Genomic DNA, 17694 nt, shown 5'->3' on the forward strand with positions numbered 1-17694 from the left:
TGCCCGCACGCCGGGCAGGAGTCCAGACTACCCCACGCCTGATTCCGTTTTCCGTTGGTGGCTGACGGTCTGTCGCTCATCGCCCTGCCTCCCGCGCGTCTGCATGAGTATACATCATGCTGCATACGCGCCCAAGCACAAATGAGATGGCCCCGACGCCCTTTCACGTCCGTCCCGCAGGCGCCGCTGCGGCGGCCGTCCGTCCGCCGCGGCCGTCGGCCCAGCGCCGCACGTCGGCAAGGGCTGCCGCGACCGAAGCAGGGTTCGTGGACTGCGGCGTCAGCCTCGCGGTCACCGCAGCCTCCGGCGTGATCGCCTGGATCACATCGAGCCCGAACAGCGGACTGAACCGTTGCCACTCCTCGACGCTCAGCGCCATGAAGTCCCTGCCCTCACCGGACAACTGACGCACCATCGCCCCGACCGTCTCGTGGGCCTCACGGAACGGCATGCCGCGCGCCACGAGGTACTCCGCCACATCAGTTGCCAGCAGCAGCCCTGACGCCGCGCTCCGCGAGCGTGCGCCGTCGACCGCCAGCCCCTCGACGACCGTAGTGGTTGCGGAGAGCGCCCCCTCGAGGGTGGCCTCCGCGTCGAAGACCGCTTCCTTGTCTTCCTGGAGATCCTTGTTGTACCCGCTTGGCAGGCCCTTCATCGTCGTCAGCCACCCGGTGAGGCGTCCGATGACGCGACCCGACTTGCCGCGGACCACCTCGAGAGGGTCGGGGTTCTTCTTCTGCGGCATCAGGCTGCTGCCGGTGGCCACCTCGTCGGACAGAACGAAGTAGCCGAACTCCTCACCCGTGAAGATGACGAGATCCTCGGCGAGGCGGCTGAGGTGCACCATCGTGAGGGCGCAGGCGTGCAGGAAGACCGCGACGAAGTCCCGGTCCGACGAGGCATCGATGCTGTTGGCGGCCACCCGAGAGAAGCCGAGCCGTTGTGCCAGAGCCTCGACGTTCAGGGGGTAGCTGGTGCCGGCGACGGCGCCCGAGCCGAGTGGAAGGCAATCGGCGGCCTGCGCCGCGAACTCGAGGTGTGTGTGATCGCGGCGCAGTGCCGCCACGTGGCCCAGCAGGAAGTGGGCCACCAGCACGGGCTGCGCGCGGCGAAGGTGCGTGTACGCCGGCATCGGCGTCGTGCCGGCGCGTTCGGCCCGGGTGGTGAGAGCCGCGACGAGGCCGACGAGTCGCTGCTGCAGCGCGGCAATCCGACGCCTGAGGTAGAGCCGGAGATCGAGCGAGACCTGCTCGTTGCGAGACCTCCCGGTGTGCAGGCGCTTGCCGGTGACGCCAATCCGCTCGACCAGCTTGCGCTCGACAAAGGCATGCACGTCCTCGTCCGGGCCACTGACGGAGCTCGGATCGCGGCGGGCGTCTTCCAGGATGGCGGCCAGCCCGGCCGCGATCACCGCCGCATCCGCGGCCGTGATCGCGCCGGCTGCCGCAATCGCCTCCACCCAGGCGAGGCTTCCCGTCACGTCATCTTCGAACAGCCGGCAATCGAACGGGAACGAGCGGCCGAATTCGAACACATCGGGGTTCGGCTCGCAGTCGAAGCGGCCGGACCACAACGTTGTCACAGCCCCACCCAGTCGGCCACGACCGCCGGCCGCGCGTGTCCACCGACCGTTGTCCGCACAGGCGCGCCGGCCGGCTGTCCGGCTCGTGCCGCGTGCGCGGCTATCTTCGCAGACTGCCGGGCCACAGTCTCGACCGGCAGCCCCCACAGCTTGATGAACCCCTCGGCGGCGGTGTGGTCGAAGGTGTCGCCTTTGTCGTACGTGGCGAGCGAGTGATCGTAGAGCGCGTAGGGCGAACGGCGTCCGACGACACGACACTCGCCCTTGAAGAGGCGCAGGCGCACCTCGCCGGTGACCTTCGGCTGAATCGTCGCCACGAACGCGTCGATGGCCTGGCGCGTCGGGGTGAACCAGAGGCCGTTGTAGACCAGATCGGCGTACCGGGTGCTCAGCTCGCGCTTCAAGCGGATCAGGTCTTTCGGCGTCACCAGGGACTCGAGTTCGTGGTGGGCCGCGTGCAGCGCGACGGCGGCCGGGGCTTCGTACACCTCGCGTGACTTGATGCCGACCAGGCGGTTCTCCACCATGTCGATGCGACCCACCCCGTGCACGCCGGCAATCGTGGCCACGCTATGGATCAACTCGGTGAGCGGCATGCTGACGCCGTTGACCGCAATCGGGATCCCGCTCTCGAACGTCAGCTCGAGGTGGGCAGGAACGTCCGGGCATCCGCTCCCCGACCGCGTCTGGGAGAACGCATCCTCGGGGGCCTCCACCCATGGGTCCTCGAGAATGCCGCACTCGATCGACCGTCCCCAGAGGTTCTCGTCGGTGCTGTACGGACTCTCCTTGGTGACCGGAACGGGAACGCCACGCTGCTTCGCGTAGTCAATCTCGTCGGCCCGGGTCATTCCCCACACACGGGCCGGCGCAATCACCTTGATCTTCGGGTCGAGGGCGCGCGCCGAGACATCCATGCGGACCTGGTCGTTGCCCTTGCCGGTGCACCCATGGGCAATCGCGCCGGCCATCTCGATGTGGGCAATCTCCACCAACGTCTTCGCGATGAGAGGACGGCCCAGCGCCGTCGCGAGCGGATAGCGATCCTCGTAGAGGGCGCCTGCCTGCAGCGCCGGCAGGATGTACTCCTGCGCGAAAGCGACCTGTGCGTCGATGACGTACGCGTTGACGGCGCCCGTTGCGAGCGCGCGTTCGCGCGTGGCCTCCAGGTTCTCTCCCTGCCCGAGGTCCACCGTCACCGCGATGATCTCGGCGCCGTAGGTCTCGGCCAGCCAGGGAATCGCCACCGAGGTATCCAGCCCGCCCGAATACGCCAACACGATTCGATCCATCTCGCTCGCCTCCCACACGTTGCCGCCGCGCCTCTGCACGTCAGGCGCACAGAGAATGAATATGCACTGTCACTCATACTTATACATTCCCACGCGTCGCACGGCAAGGAGAAAATCGAATCAGGCGTCTCACGGGAAGAAGAAGGCCTATCCCGATGTCAATCGCTCGAGCTCGTCGACAAACGCCGCCGCGTGCCGCGGCCCCGCGGCGATGACCAACACGGTATCGTCCCCGGCAATCGTGCCGACGACCTCCGCGAAGGCGGCGCGATCGATTGCGATCGCGAGGTGCTGCGCCTCGCCGGGAGGCGTGCGCAGGACGACGAGCTGCTCGACGCGGGCGCAGTGCGTGAGCGATCGAACCGCGACGCGGTGGAGGTTGGTGAGCGCCGCCTCCTGGTTGGTGACTTCCCGGCCGGGCCGGCCGTACGCGCCGTCGCCCGCACGCTTCACCAGGCCGAGCTCGGTGAGATCGCGCGAGATCGTCGCCTGGGTGGCGTCGATGCCCTTCGCGTGCAATCGGCGCTGCAGCGTGTCCTGACTCGTGACCTGCTCGTGATCCACCAGTTCCAGGATCAGCGTCTGGCGGCGTGTCTTGGTCATGCGTGCCTCAACCATGCGCAACCGGGATGGGCGTCTGCACACCTATTCTATCTGGCGCGAGCGGGATCGGCCAGCAGGTGTTGCCCGACCCACTCCAGGCCGGCAAGGCCGTGGATATCCGATTCGAATTGCGGAATCGTGACGCGGCGCAGGTTGCCGAAGCGCCGGTCGATTTCGTCCCGGTACGTCCGCTCCTGTGCGCTGCGCGATCGGAAATAGTCGCCGGGAAGACCGTCCGGCAGGACCCGGTTGACCACGACGCCGGCCGGCTGCAGGCCGGCCTCCTCGAGCAGGTGCACCGCGCGCCCGGTCTCCTCGATCGGGAGCCGCTCCGGCACCAGCACCAGCACGACGGCCACACGATCCGCGCAGCACAGCTCGGATCGCATTGCCCGAAGCCGCCCGGCACGCCGCTCGAGAATCTCGAGCACGGGATCGGAGGCCGCACCACCGGCCTCGACCTCGCCGCCAGCCGCCTGTGCGGCCGCCACATCCCGCCGCCGTCGAGCCAGCGCGTCAATCCAGGTGACCATCAGTTCGGGCATCCGCAACAACTGCAGCGCGTGGCCCGTTGGCGCCGTGTCGAACACAACCAGGTCGTACCCGCCGCCGCGCGCCAACACCAGGTCTGTCATGCGGTCGAAGAGCGCGACGTCGGCGACGCCAGGCATTGCCGCGGTGAGCTCGATCTGACGCGCGGCCTCCTTGACCACGGCAGGACTGAACAGCCCCGCCATCCGCGCCTTCGCCTCGTCCAGGTAGCGCCTCGCCTCGTGTGCCGAGTCGATCTCCAGGCCCGCGAGGTTCGGCAGGACCTGCCGTTCTTCTGCTGAGAACGGCTGCTCGAAGATGTCCGAGGTCGAGTGCGCCGGATCGGTCGACACCAGGAGGACCCGTCGTCCGCCGCGTGCGGCCGCCAGCGCGAAGGCCGCCGAGCAGGTGGTCTTTCCGACGCCACCCTTGCCGGCGAAGAACACGACGTGTCGGTCGAGCAGGTGTCGCACGGCGTCAGCAGCAGGACACGTTCGAGAGTGGCGAACGGTCCATGCCCATGCGCCGATGCCACAGGTGGAATTCGTCGAGGAAGTACGGATAGACGTCGAGGAGGTACAGCGCGGCCGGGTTCGGCAGGCCCAGCATCTCCATGAAGCACAGCAGCAGGAAGAGATCCTGCAGAACGATGGCATCGCCGCGCAACTGCCGACGATAGCCCGCGACCGCCATCCCGTGGAAGAACTCCCGCGCGTGCAGCCAGAACTCACTCATGTCGACCGATGACCAGGTTCGTCCCGAAGGAGGTGTCCTTCCGGGCAATGACGCGGCATCCGGCTTCGTGCATCCATGCACGCACTTCGGATTCCGTGTACGTGTCACCTTCCGGCGTACCGACCAGCATGTTCAGCGCGAAGAGCGCAGCGGGCAGCGGCCCGGTCCGGTCCTCGTCCATCAGGAAATCCTGCACGACGAGCTGACCGCCCGGGTTGAGCGCACGAACGCATTTGCCGAACAGGAGCCGGTTGTCGTCGGGTGAGTTGCTGTGAATGACCGCGGACAGGAACACGAGATCGAATCGGTCGCCGATCGGCGCCGTGAGGTAGTCGCCCGTGCTGGTCGTGACCTCCGCCGTCAGGCCTTCTTCCTGGATGTACGTGCGCGTCAGCGGCAGGACGTTCGGCAAATCGAACACCACTGCCGAGATGCCACGCCGTGCGCGCGCGAAGGCCATGGCGTACGCTCCCGACCCGCCACCGACGTCGAGCACGCGCGACACGCCCGTCAGATCCAGAAGGTCGATGATCTCCCCGGCGTTCTGCGTGGCGCGCCAGTGCATCGCCGCGATGAACGGCCGCAACCAGTCGTTTCCCCGATCGTTGGTCGGGGGAAGGTCCTCCGGATGGCCGGCCCGCACGACCTGAGTGAGGTGTCCCCACGTGTCCCACAGATGGCTGGTGTGACCCAGGCCGGCCATGTAGCCCGGCTTCCCTTTCACGAGATACGCGAGCGCCAGCGGGCTATTGCTGAACCGGTCGTGGTCTTTGGCGAGGAGCCCAAGGCCGACCAGCGCGTTCATCAACCGATCGGTCGCACGCGGATCGGTCTCGAGCGCCTCGGCTGTTTCAACCGACGTGCGTGCCTCATCGTTCAGCACGGTGAAAAGGCCCAGGTCGAACGCGGTCAGCAATGGCCGGCTGCGCTGGAATGCGGTGGCGATCTCCATGATCGTTCTGGGAGATGGTCGCTGTGCCGTACCGGCGGTCATACTGCCTCCCTCCCCCGCCTGCGGTGCGGGGTAGAGAGTGATGATAGCTCACTGGCGGGACAGATGGGGCCCGGGGATCATTGGCGACCGACAGGCTATCGAGGAGCAGATTTGTGACCGAGACCGCGACACGGCACACGGACGAGACGGCCGATGCCGGCGATCACCTTGCGCGTTCAATGCGCGGGAATGGTCGCGTACGTCGCGGCCCGGCCCTCGAGGACGAAGTGCATCAGGAGGGATTGGAGGACTGGCTCAGGCTCTGCCTTCGCCTTGCCGATTGGTGCGAAGCCGACGCCGACCAGGCGTCCACGGAGATCCGCAGCCCGCGCGAGCAACGCGCGCAGCTCTGTGTACTCCTCAGTGAGCAAACGCTCCCCTGCCCGCTCGATGACGAGCGTGAAGGCGGCCCCGCGCTCTGAAAAGAAGCAGTGGATGTCTTCGACGAATCCACGAAGCTGCCAGACGACAACGGCGGTCGGCGGAACCATGGGCACCTCTCCGGCTGTTTTCGACCTGTCACGCAAATTGCCAGCCGTACCTGGTAAGGTATTGACTTCACGTGCTTTACTCAATCCTGACAGGTTCAGGACCCCGGGCGGGGCGGCGCTCAATGGACTGCGCCAGGTAGGTTTTACACCATCATCGTCTTTTCAGGCCGAATCCGCTGGTGGCGCGGCGCGATGCGGTGTCCGGGGATGATACAGGAGGCAGGAGCCAGGAGCCAGGAGTCAGGTGCCAGAATCCAGGAGTCGAAAGTGAGAAGTGAGAAGGCTGAGCCGAGAACCGAGAAGTGAGATTAGGATTGTGACGATGGCGCGAGTTCGGGGGGCGGAGAGAAGCAGGAGGCCACGTGAAAGCGATTGTCGTCCGCGAGTTTGGTGACCCACAGGTGATGCGCATCGAGGAGGTGCCGGTGCCGACACCCGCTTCCGAGCAAATCCTCGTGCGTGTCCGCGCCGCCGGTGTGAACCCAGTGGACACGTACATTCGCCGCGGCGCCTACGCTCGCCGGCCGACTCTGCCCTTCACGCCGGGCGCCGATGCGGCGGGGAAAGTGGAGGCCGTGGGCCCCCTCGTCGCGAGGTTTGTCCGAGGAGATCGCGTGTATGTCACGGGCACGATCGCCGGTTCGTACGGCGCATACGCCGAGCTGGCCGTCTGCCATGTCAGCCAGGTCCATCCGCTTCCAGAAAGCGTGTCGTACCAGCAGGGTGCGGCGATCGGCGTCCCCTACGGCACGGCGTACCGCGCGCTCGTCCAGCGTGGCCAGGCGCGCCCCGGTGAGACAGTCCTCGTGCACGGCGCGAGCGGTGGGGTGGGAACAGCGGCGCTCCAACTCTGCCGCGCGTTCGGTCTCGTCGCCTTCGGAACCGCGGGCACGGACCGCGGGCTCGGACTCCTCTCGGAACAGGGGGCCGATCAGGCATTCAACCACCGCTCCCCGGACTACACCGATCAGATCCTCGCGGCCACGGATGGGCGCGGCGTGGACGTCGTGATCGAAATGCTCGCCAACGTCAACCTCGACCGGGATATCGCGCTGCTCGCCCGCGGCGGGCGCGTGGTCATCGTCGGCAATCGCGGGACGGTCGAGATCGACCCGCGCCAGATCATGGCCCGCGACGCGGACGTCCGCGGCATGCTCCTCTTCAACACGCCGCCCGACGCGATGGCGGAGATCCATGCTGCGCTCGGTGCAGGCCTCCGCGCTGGCACACTGAAACCCGTCGTGGGACGCGAGTTCCCGCTCGCCGACGCCCCATTGGCGCACGAAGCCGTGATGTCGCCCGGCGCGCACGGGAAGATCGTGGTGAGGCCCTAGTCCCGAGCTCGAGATGCGCCATCCATCAGGGCCCACCGTCCCGATGCGCGCGGTCGGGACGAGACAGGGGCTACTTCCCGATCAGCTTCGCCCGCTCCCTGAGATGGTCCTCGATGTCCAGACGCGAGACGCCCTGTTTCAGCCAGGCTGGGGCCGTGACGCCCTTCAGATAGTGATCGAAGAACTCCCTCATGCGGACGGTGTAGTCCTGCATGTTGGCCGGCTTCCTCAGGCCGTGGTTCTCGCCGAGGTACTCCAGCATCCACACCGGCTTGCCGATGCGGCGCAACGTATTGAAATACTCGACGCCCTGCGTGAAGTCGACCGCACCGTCCTTGTCGTTGTGCAGAATGACCAGCGGTGTCCTGACGTTGCGCGCGAAGAACACGGGCGAGTTGCGGTAATAGGCGTCCCAGTTGTCCCAGTAGCCGCCGAGGAATCGTCCCTGGCTGCTCTCGAAGATCGCCTGGTTCGTGTTGCCGCTGTTCTTGTAGATGAGACTGTACATGCTGACCATGTCGGTCAGCGGCGCCCCGGCAATCGCGGCCGCAAAGGTGTTGGTCTGCGTCACGAGGAACGCCGTCTGGTAGCCACCCCACGAGTGGCCCTGAAGGCCGACCTTCGTCGCATCCACGACACCGGTGGCCACCGCCGCCTTCACGGCCGGCACCACGCACCACACCGCCGAGCGGCCGGGGTCGTTCAACTTGTAGGTGATGTCGGGCATGAGCACGGCGTAGCCGTTGCTCGTGTAGACGGACTTGTTGAATCCGTTCGCCGTGGGCACGAAGAAGCGGTTGTAGTCCTGCGACAGCCGCTCGTAGATGTAGACGAGCGTCGGATACGGCTTGCCCTTCTGGTAGTCAGCCGGCAGGAACAGCGCGCCCTGCAGTTTCCGATTCCTCATCGTCTTCTCGTCGGGCGTGTATTCGACGAGCATCGACCCGGCTGACCAGCTCACGCGCGCCATCTGCGCGTCGAGCGCCGTCACCTTGCGCCCGACCTTCAGCCACGCGTCGGCAACATAGAGATCCGGCGGCTCCTTGTAGGTCTCTCGCGAGTACACGAACGTCTCGGCGCTCTTCGCCTTCATCACCCGGTTGAATTGCGCATCATCCCAGAGCAACTGCTGGGCGCCGGGCTTGCCGGGTTCGATTCGCGCCACGCCGCCCTTCTTCGTCCATTCGCCGAACGTCGAGACGTAGAGGGCCTGCCCGAGATCGATTCCCTTCTCGTCCCGGTCGAGCACGAGGCGACGCTGATACCGGACCTGCTCCTTCCTGCCCGTCACCGTGAGGTTCGTCGCGGGCCCCATCGACACCGGCACCTGCCAGATGTCCCAACCGTCCGACAGGAGAACGGCCTGGCTGTCGTTCGACCACCCGATCGGCGGGACCGGCGGTTTGGTGACGTTGTGATCGTCGCGGTCGTCGATGAACGACGTCGGCAGCGCGGCCGTGAGATTCGTGGTCTTCCCGGTCGCCGCCTCGTACGCGAAATAGTGACCGTCCTCGAAGTACAGCACGCGGCTCGAATCGGGCGACGGCACGACGCTGCCACGCACCTTGCGCACGGCCAGCCTTCTGTCGCCCGTCTGGAGATCGACGATGTAGACGTCCTGGTAGCGGCGCCCGTCCATACTCGCGCCAAGTTCGTACGGCATCGTGTCGAGGCCGACGGCCCAGCGGCTGCGCGGCGTGGCCTGCACCTCGCGCAGCGTGTCATCGGCCAGGCGCACCAGCTTTCGTGTCGCGGGTCGATAGACCGCGACGAACGAGAACCGCTTGTCGCGGTCTTCTTCGACCTGCTGCTGCGTCTGCAGGCGGCGATCCTGGTAGTGCCACAGCACCAGATCGGGCTTCTCGTCGGGATCCGCCTCCGCTTTCGCGGCATCCGCCTTGTCGTCGGCCGGATGGGCGGCAGGCTTCGCCTCGGCGATGTCGTCCTTCTTCTTGATCGCGTGCAGGCCCAGCACGACCGCGCTCAGATCCTCAGACCATTCCGGGTTGCGGTCGGGACTAATCGTCATTCCCGCCGGGAGACCCTTGTCCCCGACCGGATCGTAGACGACTCTTGCGGGCTTCGCGCCCTCAAAGCCCGTGAACGCCACGAGCGCATAGAGCTTGTCCTTGTAGGCCTTGTCTTCCGTGCCCTTCAACGCCGCGAGGCCATCCCCCTTCTCGGTCCACGTCGGACGCTCGTACCACGCCTTGCCGCCGTCGAGCAGAACCTGCACGCCGGTCTCGAGGTTGCGCGCCGTCACGCCGTTGCCCGACTGGTCCTGCGCGTCGGTCGTCCAGGCAATCCAGCGTCCGGGTTTGTCGAAAGCGAAGTCCGCGACGTTGCCCACGTTCAGTTCGTTGCCGGTCGGGAGTTCGCGCAGGATGAGATCGGCACCCTTGGGCCGATCGCTGGCCGCACTGCCCGACCCAGCCGAAGCGCCGGGACCGCCGGTACCTCCGGCCGCAGAACCGGGCGTCGCACCCGCGCTGCCGCCCGCGTCGGCCTGGTACTTCAGCAGCGCCAGCCATCCGGACCTGCCGCCAGCGAACGCGAACCGCCGCACCCGCGGAAACTGCACATCCTTGCCTGTCGCCAGATCGACGAGCGCCACCCTGTCCTGCAGCGGCTTCCTCTGCTTCCTGAGCTGCGCCGCTTCCTTCTTCGTTGGCGCGACAGAGAATGCGACCCACGCCGAATCGCCGGAGAACGCCAGCGAGTCGCTGCTCCTGCCGCCCGGCCCTGCCGGCCCGCCGGCGCCGCCTGCGACCGCGCTCACGTCACCACAACCGAAGCGGTACTCTTTTTCGCCCTGCGTCTGCCGGACGACAACCTCGCTGTCCCCTTCGGTTGGAGACAACCGGTATGCCAGCCACTTCCCATCGTGCGACAGCACCGGGCCGTTGATGCTCTTCCAGGCAAGGATGTCCGCCATCGTGATCGGAACTTTCGCACCGGGCGGGTCCGGCGCGGCACCGAGCGAGGTGAGTGACAGCAGGCACACGAGGGCCAAGACCAGCGGCGTACGACGGATGTGGCTCATGGAACTCTCCTGACGATCTTCCTGAGCCTGCTGCACGACGCGAGCAGCAGGGCGCGGGCTGCGGTCCAGAACCGTCGGATTATAGCGCCACCCGACAATGAACTATGATCAGCCCGATGTTCAATCGACAACGAACCGGCTCGGTCGTGTGCCCGTCGTGCGGCAACCTGGTCGGCGTCAACGATGCCACCTGCTACACCTGCGGACGCCGCAATCCCGGGCTGTGGGGGTTCGCGCCGATCCTGCGGAGACTGGGCAACGACCTGGGGTTCACGCCCCTCGTCATCGGCGGCTGTTCGGTCCTCTACGTCGCCACGTTGTTGTTCTCAGGCGGCAACATCGGGATGAACGGCCTGTTCTCGCTGCTCTCCCCGAGTATGCCGGCGCTGTTCGTGTTCGGCGCCAGCGGCGCAGTACCGGTCTTTGGCTATGGCCGCTGGTGGACGATTCTGAGCGCGGCGTGGCTGCACGGAAGCCTCCTCCACATCGTGTTCAACATGATGTGGGTGCGCCAACTCGGTCCGGCGACGGCGGGCCTGTTCGGGCCGAGCCGATTGGTCATCATCTATACCGTGGCCGCCGCCGCGGGGTTCCTCGCCAGTTCGACGTTCGGTGTCCTCCTGCCGGGCATTCCGATCCTCGGCGGCGCCAGCTTCACGATTGGCGCATCGGCGCCGATCTTCGGGTTGCTTGGCGCGCTGGTCCGCTATGGTCATCGCACCGGCAGCAGCCTCGTGCGCGGTCAGGCGTGGGGCTACGCGCTGACGCTGTTCGTGTTCGGCCTGATCATGCCGGGCGTGGACAACTGGGCGCACGCGGGCGGCTTCGCCGGCGGCTACCTCGCAGCCCTCTGGCTCGATCCGCTGAAGGCTGAACGCGTGGACCACATGCTGATGGCGCTCGGCTGCCTGCTGCTGACCGTGCTGTCGATTGTCGCTTCGCTGCTGCAGACGCTGAGCATGGCGGGCGGCGGAGCGCGGTGATACCAGACTCGATTGGTCGGGTCGTACGTTCAGCTACCGGCTTCCCGGCACGATCGCCGGGATGTTGTCGTCCGCGCGGGAAGCGCCAACAAAAGCGAGGAGAAACCGCCGATTCCGTCCGGGACCGGCTTTTGCAGTAACATGGATGTCGGCCGATTGTGGCCCCTGTACAACGAGGAGCGGATCCGATGGCGATGATGATCAAGGAAGACTGCATCAGCTGCGGCGCGTGCGAGCCCGAGTGCCCGAACGAGTCGATTACCCAGGGCGATACGATTTACGTCATCGACGCGGTCAAGTGCACGGAGTGCGTTGGCCACTACGATTCGCCGAAGTGCGTCGAGGTGTGCCCCGTCGACGGCTGCATCGTGAAGATCGAAGCCTAGCCTGGTTCGACGCGGCGCTGGCGTGTTCCATTGGACGGTCTCCCGCCTTCCAGCCCGCAATCATTTCCGACAGTCAACGGGGACGCGCTCCCGCAGGGGCAGGGTTATCCTGCCCCGCCGGGCTCACCCGAGACCGTGTGTCCTCGTTGACCACAGTGACGTTCCTCTCCACTACGCGCTCCAGGAACACCAAGACACCAGGCACGCTGCGACCGAGACACAGAGACCCTCGTGCTTCAGACGCCATGGATTGGGCGTTTGGTGTAGAACATCACGCGCCCGAGCAGCGATTCCAGCAGAGCAAGAAGACATGCCGAGGCGAGCATGAACGCGCCGAGCGGCTCCGCGCCCGAGAGGGCGGGCTCGCGGAAGACAAACCACGCGCTGGCTGCCATGGCCGCGCCCACGAGCGCGAGGCGGACGGTAGCGATGCGCTGATGTCGCAGGAGCGAGAGGTCGCTCTCGGGCAGGCTTGCTCGCAGCGAGGCCTTCCGGCGGAGACGCATTTGCCAGGGAATGAGCACGGCTTCGAAGCCGCAGGCAGCCGCCGCGGCCAGTGCCAGCAGCCGCAGCGTGCAATCGAGCGCCAGCACCCGCTCCGGGAACGCGCTCGGTGGTCCGAGCGACGCATAGCCACCCAGCAGGCACGACCCAGCCACAAGCAGCCCGAGCAATGCCGTCGTCACGTAGAAGCCGATGACCGTCGTCACGTGGTTCCACGCAGGGCGCGTTGGCAGCCGGTAGATCTGCCCCATCGCATGCACGAGACCCACGCCGAGACCGGCAGTGATCCCGGCGAGCACCTCGTGGACCGCAGAGGTGGCGATCTCGAGCGTCTCAGCCGAGAGGAAGGCCGTGAGCGCCCCACCAAACGCCACGGCCATCAGGATCTCGATGCTCACCCACGACTCTGCCGCGTGGCACAGCGCGCGCCATGCGGCCAGCGGCCGGCCGAGATGGCCGAGTGAGGCCAGCAGCGAAAGCGCGAACAGACCGCTCACGACGACCAACGGGAGGCGTACGACGCCGGCGACGGCTCCTCCGAGGGCCGGCTGGAGGTGCACGCGGGCGACCCCGATCGCGAGGAAGCCCCCGACGGCTGCTTGCGCCAGCAGCGTGAAGGCGACCAGCGGCCATTCGCGACGACCGGCCGTCATCGCAGGATCTCCTCGTCGTTGGCCAGCTGAACACAGTCCGGCGACAGAGGGGACATGCGGGCGGGCGGGCTGATGACGACCGTCGCGCCCGTCTGCGCACCGTCGGGCAGCGGCGGGAGTTGTGCGAGCGTACCGTGCCGGGCCTGCAGTTGGTCGATCGGTCCCCAGTCGAGCGCGCGGAGCGGACACGCGGAGACACAGGCGGGCGGCCGGCCCGCGTCGCGTTCATCGGCACAGAAGTCGCACTTGCTCATGGTCCCGGTCGCCGCATCGAACTGCGGCGCCCCATACGGACACGCCCAGCCGCAGTAGCGGCAGCCGATGCAGGCGCCGCCGTCCACCGCCACGACACCGTCTGCCCGCTTGACGATCGCCTGCGTCGGGCACGACGTCATGCACGCCGGACGTTCGCAGTGCATGCACGAGAGCGAGATCGTGTAGGCGAAGACGGTCGAGCACCAGGCGTTGCCCTTCCGCGTCCACTCGCCACCTTCCACCTCGACGACGCGCCGCCACAGCCGCCCGGCCTCGAGGCCGTGTGCGTCCTTGCAGGCCAACTGGCACGCCTTGCACCCGCTGCAGGACGACACGTCGATATGGAACGCCAGGCCGGTCATGCGCGCACCTTCTCGACCTGCACGAGGTTCGAGTGCTGCGCATTCCCGCGGGCGCCGGGGGTCGGCCGCTCCGAGGTCAGCACATTCACGTTGCCGCGCTGATCGATTCCCCGTTCGTCGGGTGTCCACCACCCGCCCTGCGGGACGTCCACGAGCCCCGGGATGATGCGGCGGGTCAACCGCGCACGAATCTCGATCGCCCCGCGATCGTTGAATACGCGCACGAGGTCGCCGTTCTCGATGCCGCGCGGCGCGGCGTCGATGGGGTTCATGAAGATCCGCTGGGGCTGCGATTCCTCCAGCCAGTCCACGTTGTCGAAGATCGAGTGCGTCCTCCGCTGGTAGTGCCGGCCGAACGCCTGCAGGGGGTACTTCTCGAAGAGCGGATCCCACGGGCCGCCTTCCCATTCCGGGATGAACCTGGGAATCGGCGGGACGTGCTCGAGCGCCATGTCCGCGAGGCGCTGCGAGTAGATTTCGATCTTGCCGGACGGCGTGGCCAGGGGATGCTCGACGGGGTCCGCCCTGAACTCTCGGAACGCGACGTGCGGACGCTCGTACTTGAAGACGTGCACGCCCCGACGCCGGAACTCGTCGAACGACGGAAACGAGGGGTCGGCCTCGCGCGCCGGCGCGACCATCTGCTCGAGCCAGTCCAGTTCGCTCTTGCCTTCCGTGAACTCGGAGCCCACGCCCAGGCGATCCGCGATCGCCGCGCAGATGTCGTAGTCCGTTCGGCACTCGCCGAGCGGCGCGATCGCCTGGTTCATGAAGATCAGCGAATGGCCGTGGCCCCAGATGCCGCAGATGTCGTTCTTCTCGAACCACGTCACTGCCGGCAGCAGGACGTCTGCGAACCTCGCGCTCGGCGTGATGAACTGATCGATGCCGACGATGAAATCCACGAGCGACGGGTCACCGAGAATGCGAACAGTGCGGTTGACGTTCGCGTGCTGGTTGACCAGCGTGTTGCCGGCCGTATTGAACAGGAACCTCACGTTGGTCCGCAGGCGCGACTGTCCCTCGGGCAGGTTGGTCACGCCGTCGGCTGCCCCCATCTCCGTGCCTCGCACGATGGCGTCGGTCCACGTGAACACGGGGATCGATTCGGGGATTGGATTGCGGCCGCGCGGGAACTCCGCAATGGGCAGCGACCGGCTGATCGAGTACGACACTCCGCCCGGGCTGCCGCCCGGGATCCCGACGTTCCCCGTCATCGCGGCCAGCGTGACCGTACCTCGTACCGGCTGCTCGCCATAGGCGCGCCGATTGAACGACAGCCCCGCGAGGAGCGCCGCGGGTTTGGTGCGTGCGAACTCCCGCGCCAGCGCGACGATACGCTCGGAGGGAATCTGCGTGTAGCCCTCCGCCCAGGCGGGTGTCTTCGGGATCCCGTCGGACAGGCCGAGCACGTAGCTCCTGTACGAGGCGCCGACGGGAGCCCCCGCCGGGAGGTGCTCCTCGTCGAAGCCGACGCAGTAGCGGTCGAGGAACGCCTGGTCCTGCAGCCCCTCGGAAATCGTGACGAACGCCATCGCGTCCATCAGCGCGCTATCCGTCCCGGCACGCAACGGCACCCAGTCATCCGCCAGCGCCTGGGCTGTCGCACTGAAGCGAGGATCGATGACGACGATGCGGGCGCCCGCCCGACGCGCGAGCTTCAGCCGGTAGCTGGTGTTCGTGCCGAAGACGGTCTCGGTCGGGTTGAAGCCCCAGAGCAGGATCAGCCTGGCGTTGACCCAGTCGTCCGGGCTGTGGCCGGCGTCGGCGGTGCCGAGGCTGAAGGGCGTCGCCCACCGGGCCGCGGCCGAGCTGTACGAGTTGTGGTGGTTGAGCTGTCCGCCGAACACGTTCAGCAGGCGCTGTGACATGCGGCTGCCCGCAAACAGGCTGGCGCCGCCGGTGCCGTGCATATTGAGGAACGCCGCCGGTCCGTACCGATCCCGGGCACGAACCATCGCCTGCGCGACCGAGTCGATCGCCTCCTCCCAGGACACCCGCTCGAACCGGGCCTCGCCGCGCGCGCCGACGCGCATCATCGGGTGCAGGAGGCGGTCCGGATGGTAGATTCGGCGAAGATACGATCGTCCACGCGGGCAGGCGCGGAGCTGCGGATCGTCGTCGAGGTCGGGGCGCTCGTCGGTCGTCAGGCGGACGATCCGCCCATCCTTCACCCAGGCCTTCAGGACGCAATGGCCACCGCAGTTGTGTGCGCAGCCGCTGGGGACGACCGTGACGTCGCCCTCGCGGAGGGCGGGCTCCGCTCGAAGCGGCCGACCGCCGACCATGGCGCCGAGCGAGGAGAGAACGCGTGAGAGCATCTGATCTTGCGGGAGCGGCGCGCGCCGTCGGAGCCGCGCACCGCCGATACGAGGCCTCCCGCTGGCGGCCGACAGGTCTCACATGTTCTTGCGACGCTCGTCGCCCTGTCAACACCACTTGCCTCGGATCGCGGCGACAGACTACGCTGAAGGGCCGTCGAGTTGCCCCCCGGAGTGCCGCCATGCCTGTCCGATTCGATGTTCGCTTCCTGCTGTTGGTCGTGTCACTCGCGCTTCTGGCACCAGCGGTGGTCGTCGCCCAGCCCGCCTTCGCCTCGTTCTTCACGGACAAGACGATGCGCGTGGACTACTACCACACCGGCGGCGGCCAGGAGATCTTCGCGCTCGATCAGGTCGTCTCCGATGGCCCGTGGCCGGGCAGTCGAACGAAGCTGCTCGACGACACGAACCTCGGGCCTTACTTCTTCGAGGTCATCGACCGCAAGACGAACCAGCCCATCTTCTCCCGCGGCTTCGCGTCGATGTACGGTGAATGGGAATCGACCGACGAGCCGAAGCAGGGAATTCACCGGTCGTTCCACGAGACGATCCGCTTCCCGTGGCCGGCCGGCCCGGTGCAGGTCGTCGTCAAGAAGCGGGACAAGCTGAACGCGTTCCGTGAGGTGTGGACGACGACGATCGACCCGGCGTCGCGGTTCGTGAACGCCGCAGACCAGAAGCCGATCGGGAAGGTGTGGACGGTGTTCGAGAACGGACCGGCCGCCACCAAGGTCGACCTCCTGGTCCTCGGAGACGGCTACAGCGAAGCCGAACTGCCGAAGTTCCACGCGGACGTCAAGCGTCTCGTGGACAAGTTGTTCGCGACCGAACCGTTCAGGAGCCGCAAGTCTGACTTCAACGTGCGGGCGGTCGATCTGCCGACCGCCAAGAGCGGCGTGAACCGGCCGCGCACGGCCGACTTCCGCCGAACCCCGATTGGCGTCTCGTACAACATCTTCGACTCGGAACGCTACGCGCTCGTCGAGGACAACCGGTCGATGCGTGACATCGCGTCGGCCGCACCGTATGACTTCCTCGAAGTCCTCATCAACGAGAAGCAGTACGGCGGCGGCGGCATCTTCAACGACCACGCGACGGCTGCTGTCGACACCGCGTTCGCCGACTACATCTTCGTCCACGAGTTCGGCCACCATTTCGCCGGCCTGGGTGACGAGTACTACACGTCGGACGTCGCCTACGAGACGGGCGTCCAGGACCGGCCGGAGCCCTGGGAACCGAACGTCACCGCCCTGAAGGACCCGACTGCGTTGAAGTGGAAGGACCTCGTCGAGGCCGGCACACCGCTGCCGACGCCGTGGGAGAAGTCGACGTTCGAGAAGAAGAGCCTCGAGACGCAGGCGCGCCGCCGCGACCTGCGCGCGAAGAACGCGCCGGAGTCGGAGATGAACGCGCTCTTCACCGAGGAGCGCAACTGGGAGACGCCACTGCTCGGCCGGATGCCGTACTCGCACAAGGTCGGCGCGTTCGAGGGGGCGTCCTACGAGGCCACGGGTCTCTTCCGCCCCGAGGCCGACTGCATCATGTTCACGCGAGACGATGTCGGCTTCTGCCGCGTCTGCCAGCGGGCCATCTCGCACATCATCGACATGTACTCAAAGTAGCAC

General features: G+C 66.9%; 15 protein-coding genes. 4 read left to right on the forward strand and 11 right to left on the reverse strand.

Features of this window, described 5'->3' with window-relative positions:
* Positions 1-163 precede the first annotated feature (163 nt).
* The 7 genes from argH to VGK32_03715 all read right to left on the reverse strand — a co-directional run bounded on the left by argH (position 164) and on the right by VGK32_03715 (position 6228).
* Complete coding sequence (gene argH, locus VGK32_03685; protein ID HEY3380841.1) at positions 164-1582, reverse strand: argininosuccinate lyase; 1419 nt, start codon at positions 1580-1582, stop codon at positions 164-166.
* Complete coding sequence (locus VGK32_03690) at positions 1579-2874, reverse strand: argininosuccinate synthase (GenBank protein HEY3380842.1); 1296 nt, start codon at positions 2872-2874, stop codon at positions 1579-1581. The genes argH and VGK32_03690 overlap by 4 nt, the downstream gene beginning before the upstream one ends.
* Positions 2875-3021: 147 nt before the next feature.
* Positions 3022-3477, reverse strand: coding sequence for a hypothetical protein (locus VGK32_03695; protein ID HEY3380843.1), 456 nt, complete (start codon positions 3475-3477; stop codon positions 3022-3024).
* Between the two features lie 47 nt (positions 3478-3524).
* Positions 3525-4481 carry an ArsA family ATPase gene (locus tag VGK32_03700; protein HEY3380844.1) on the reverse strand — a complete coding sequence of 319 codons (957 nt, stop codon included), beginning with the start codon at positions 4479-4481 and terminating at the stop codon, positions 3525-3527.
* A 4-nt stretch (positions 4482-4485) separates the two neighbouring features.
* Positions 4486-4743, reverse strand: a complete 258-nt coding sequence (locus VGK32_03705; GenBank protein ID HEY3380845.1) for a cory-CC-star protein — start codon at positions 4741-4743, stop codon at positions 4486-4488.
* Positions 4736-5695 carry a methyltransferase gene (locus VGK32_03710; protein ID HEY3380846.1) on the reverse strand — a complete coding sequence of 320 codons (960 nt, stop codon included), beginning with the start codon at positions 5693-5695 and terminating at the stop codon, positions 4736-4738. Before VGK32_03710 ends, VGK32_03705 begins: the two co-directional genes overlap by 8 nt.
* Positions 5696-5913: 218 nt before the next feature.
* A complete protein-coding gene (locus tag VGK32_03715; protein HEY3380847.1) occupies positions 5914-6228 on the reverse strand; it encodes a hypothetical protein in 315 nt (104 codons plus the stop codon).
* A 362-nt stretch (positions 6229-6590) separates the two neighbouring features.
* Here VGK32_03715 and VGK32_03720 point away from each other — a divergent pair, with 362 nt between their 5' ends.
* Complete coding sequence (locus tag VGK32_03720) at positions 6591-7562, forward strand: NADPH:quinone reductase (GenBank protein ID HEY3380848.1); 972 nt, start codon at positions 6591-6593, stop codon at positions 7560-7562.
* 70 nt (positions 7563-7632) lie between these two features.
* On the opposite strand, the gene VGK32_03725 is transcribed toward VGK32_03720, so the two are convergent.
* Positions 7633-10605, reverse strand: a complete 2973-nt coding sequence (locus VGK32_03725) for a prolyl oligopeptidase family serine peptidase (protein ID HEY3380849.1) — start codon at positions 10603-10605, stop codon at positions 7633-7635.
* A gap of 116 nt (positions 10606-10721) precedes the next feature.
* Here VGK32_03725 and VGK32_03730 point away from each other — a divergent pair, with 116 nt between their 5' ends.
* The gene (locus VGK32_03730; GenBank protein HEY3380850.1) at positions 10722-11588 is read left to right on the forward strand and encodes a rhomboid family intramembrane serine protease; all 867 of its coding nucleotides are present in this window, start codon (positions 10722-10724) and stop codon (positions 11586-11588) included.
* A gap of 188 nt (positions 11589-11776) precedes the next feature.
* Positions 11777-11974, forward strand: a complete 198-nt coding sequence (locus VGK32_03735) for a YfhL family 4Fe-4S dicluster ferredoxin (protein ID HEY3380851.1) — start codon at positions 11777-11779, stop codon at positions 11972-11974.
* Positions 11975-12210: 236 nt separating this feature from the next.
* Here the strand turns inward: VGK32_03735 and VGK32_03740 are convergent, their stop codons facing one another.
* The 3 genes from VGK32_03740 to VGK32_03750 are packed head-to-tail and all read right to left on the reverse strand — an operon-like array spanning position 12211 to position 16069.
* The gene (locus VGK32_03740; protein HEY3380852.1) at positions 12211-13131 is read right to left on the reverse strand and encodes a DmsC/YnfH family molybdoenzyme membrane anchor subunit; all 921 of its coding nucleotides are present in this window, start codon (positions 13129-13131) and stop codon (positions 12211-12213) included.
* Positions 13128-13748, reverse strand: coding sequence for a DMSO/selenate family reductase complex B subunit (locus VGK32_03745; protein HEY3380853.1), 621 nt, complete (start codon positions 13746-13748; stop codon positions 13128-13130). The genes VGK32_03740 and VGK32_03745 overlap by 4 nt, the downstream gene beginning before the upstream one ends.
* Positions 13745-16069, reverse strand: a complete 2325-nt coding sequence (locus tag VGK32_03750; GenBank protein ID HEY3380854.1) for a DMSO/selenate family reductase complex A subunit — start codon at positions 16067-16069, stop codon at positions 13745-13747. The genes VGK32_03745 and VGK32_03750 overlap by 4 nt, the downstream gene beginning before the upstream one ends.
* A 182-nt stretch (positions 16070-16251) precedes the next feature.
* Between VGK32_03750 and VGK32_03755 the strand changes: the two genes are divergently transcribed.
* Positions 16252-17691 carry an IgA Peptidase M64 gene (locus tag VGK32_03755; GenBank protein ID HEY3380855.1) on the forward strand — a complete coding sequence of 480 codons (1440 nt, stop codon included), beginning with the start codon at positions 16252-16254 and terminating at the stop codon, positions 17689-17691.
* Positions 17692-17694: the final 3 nt, after the last annotated feature.

The organism is Vicinamibacterales bacterium, from assembly GCA_036504215.1.
Classification (GTDB): Bacteria; Acidobacteriota; Vicinamibacteria; order Vicinamibacterales; family Fen-181; genus FEN-299.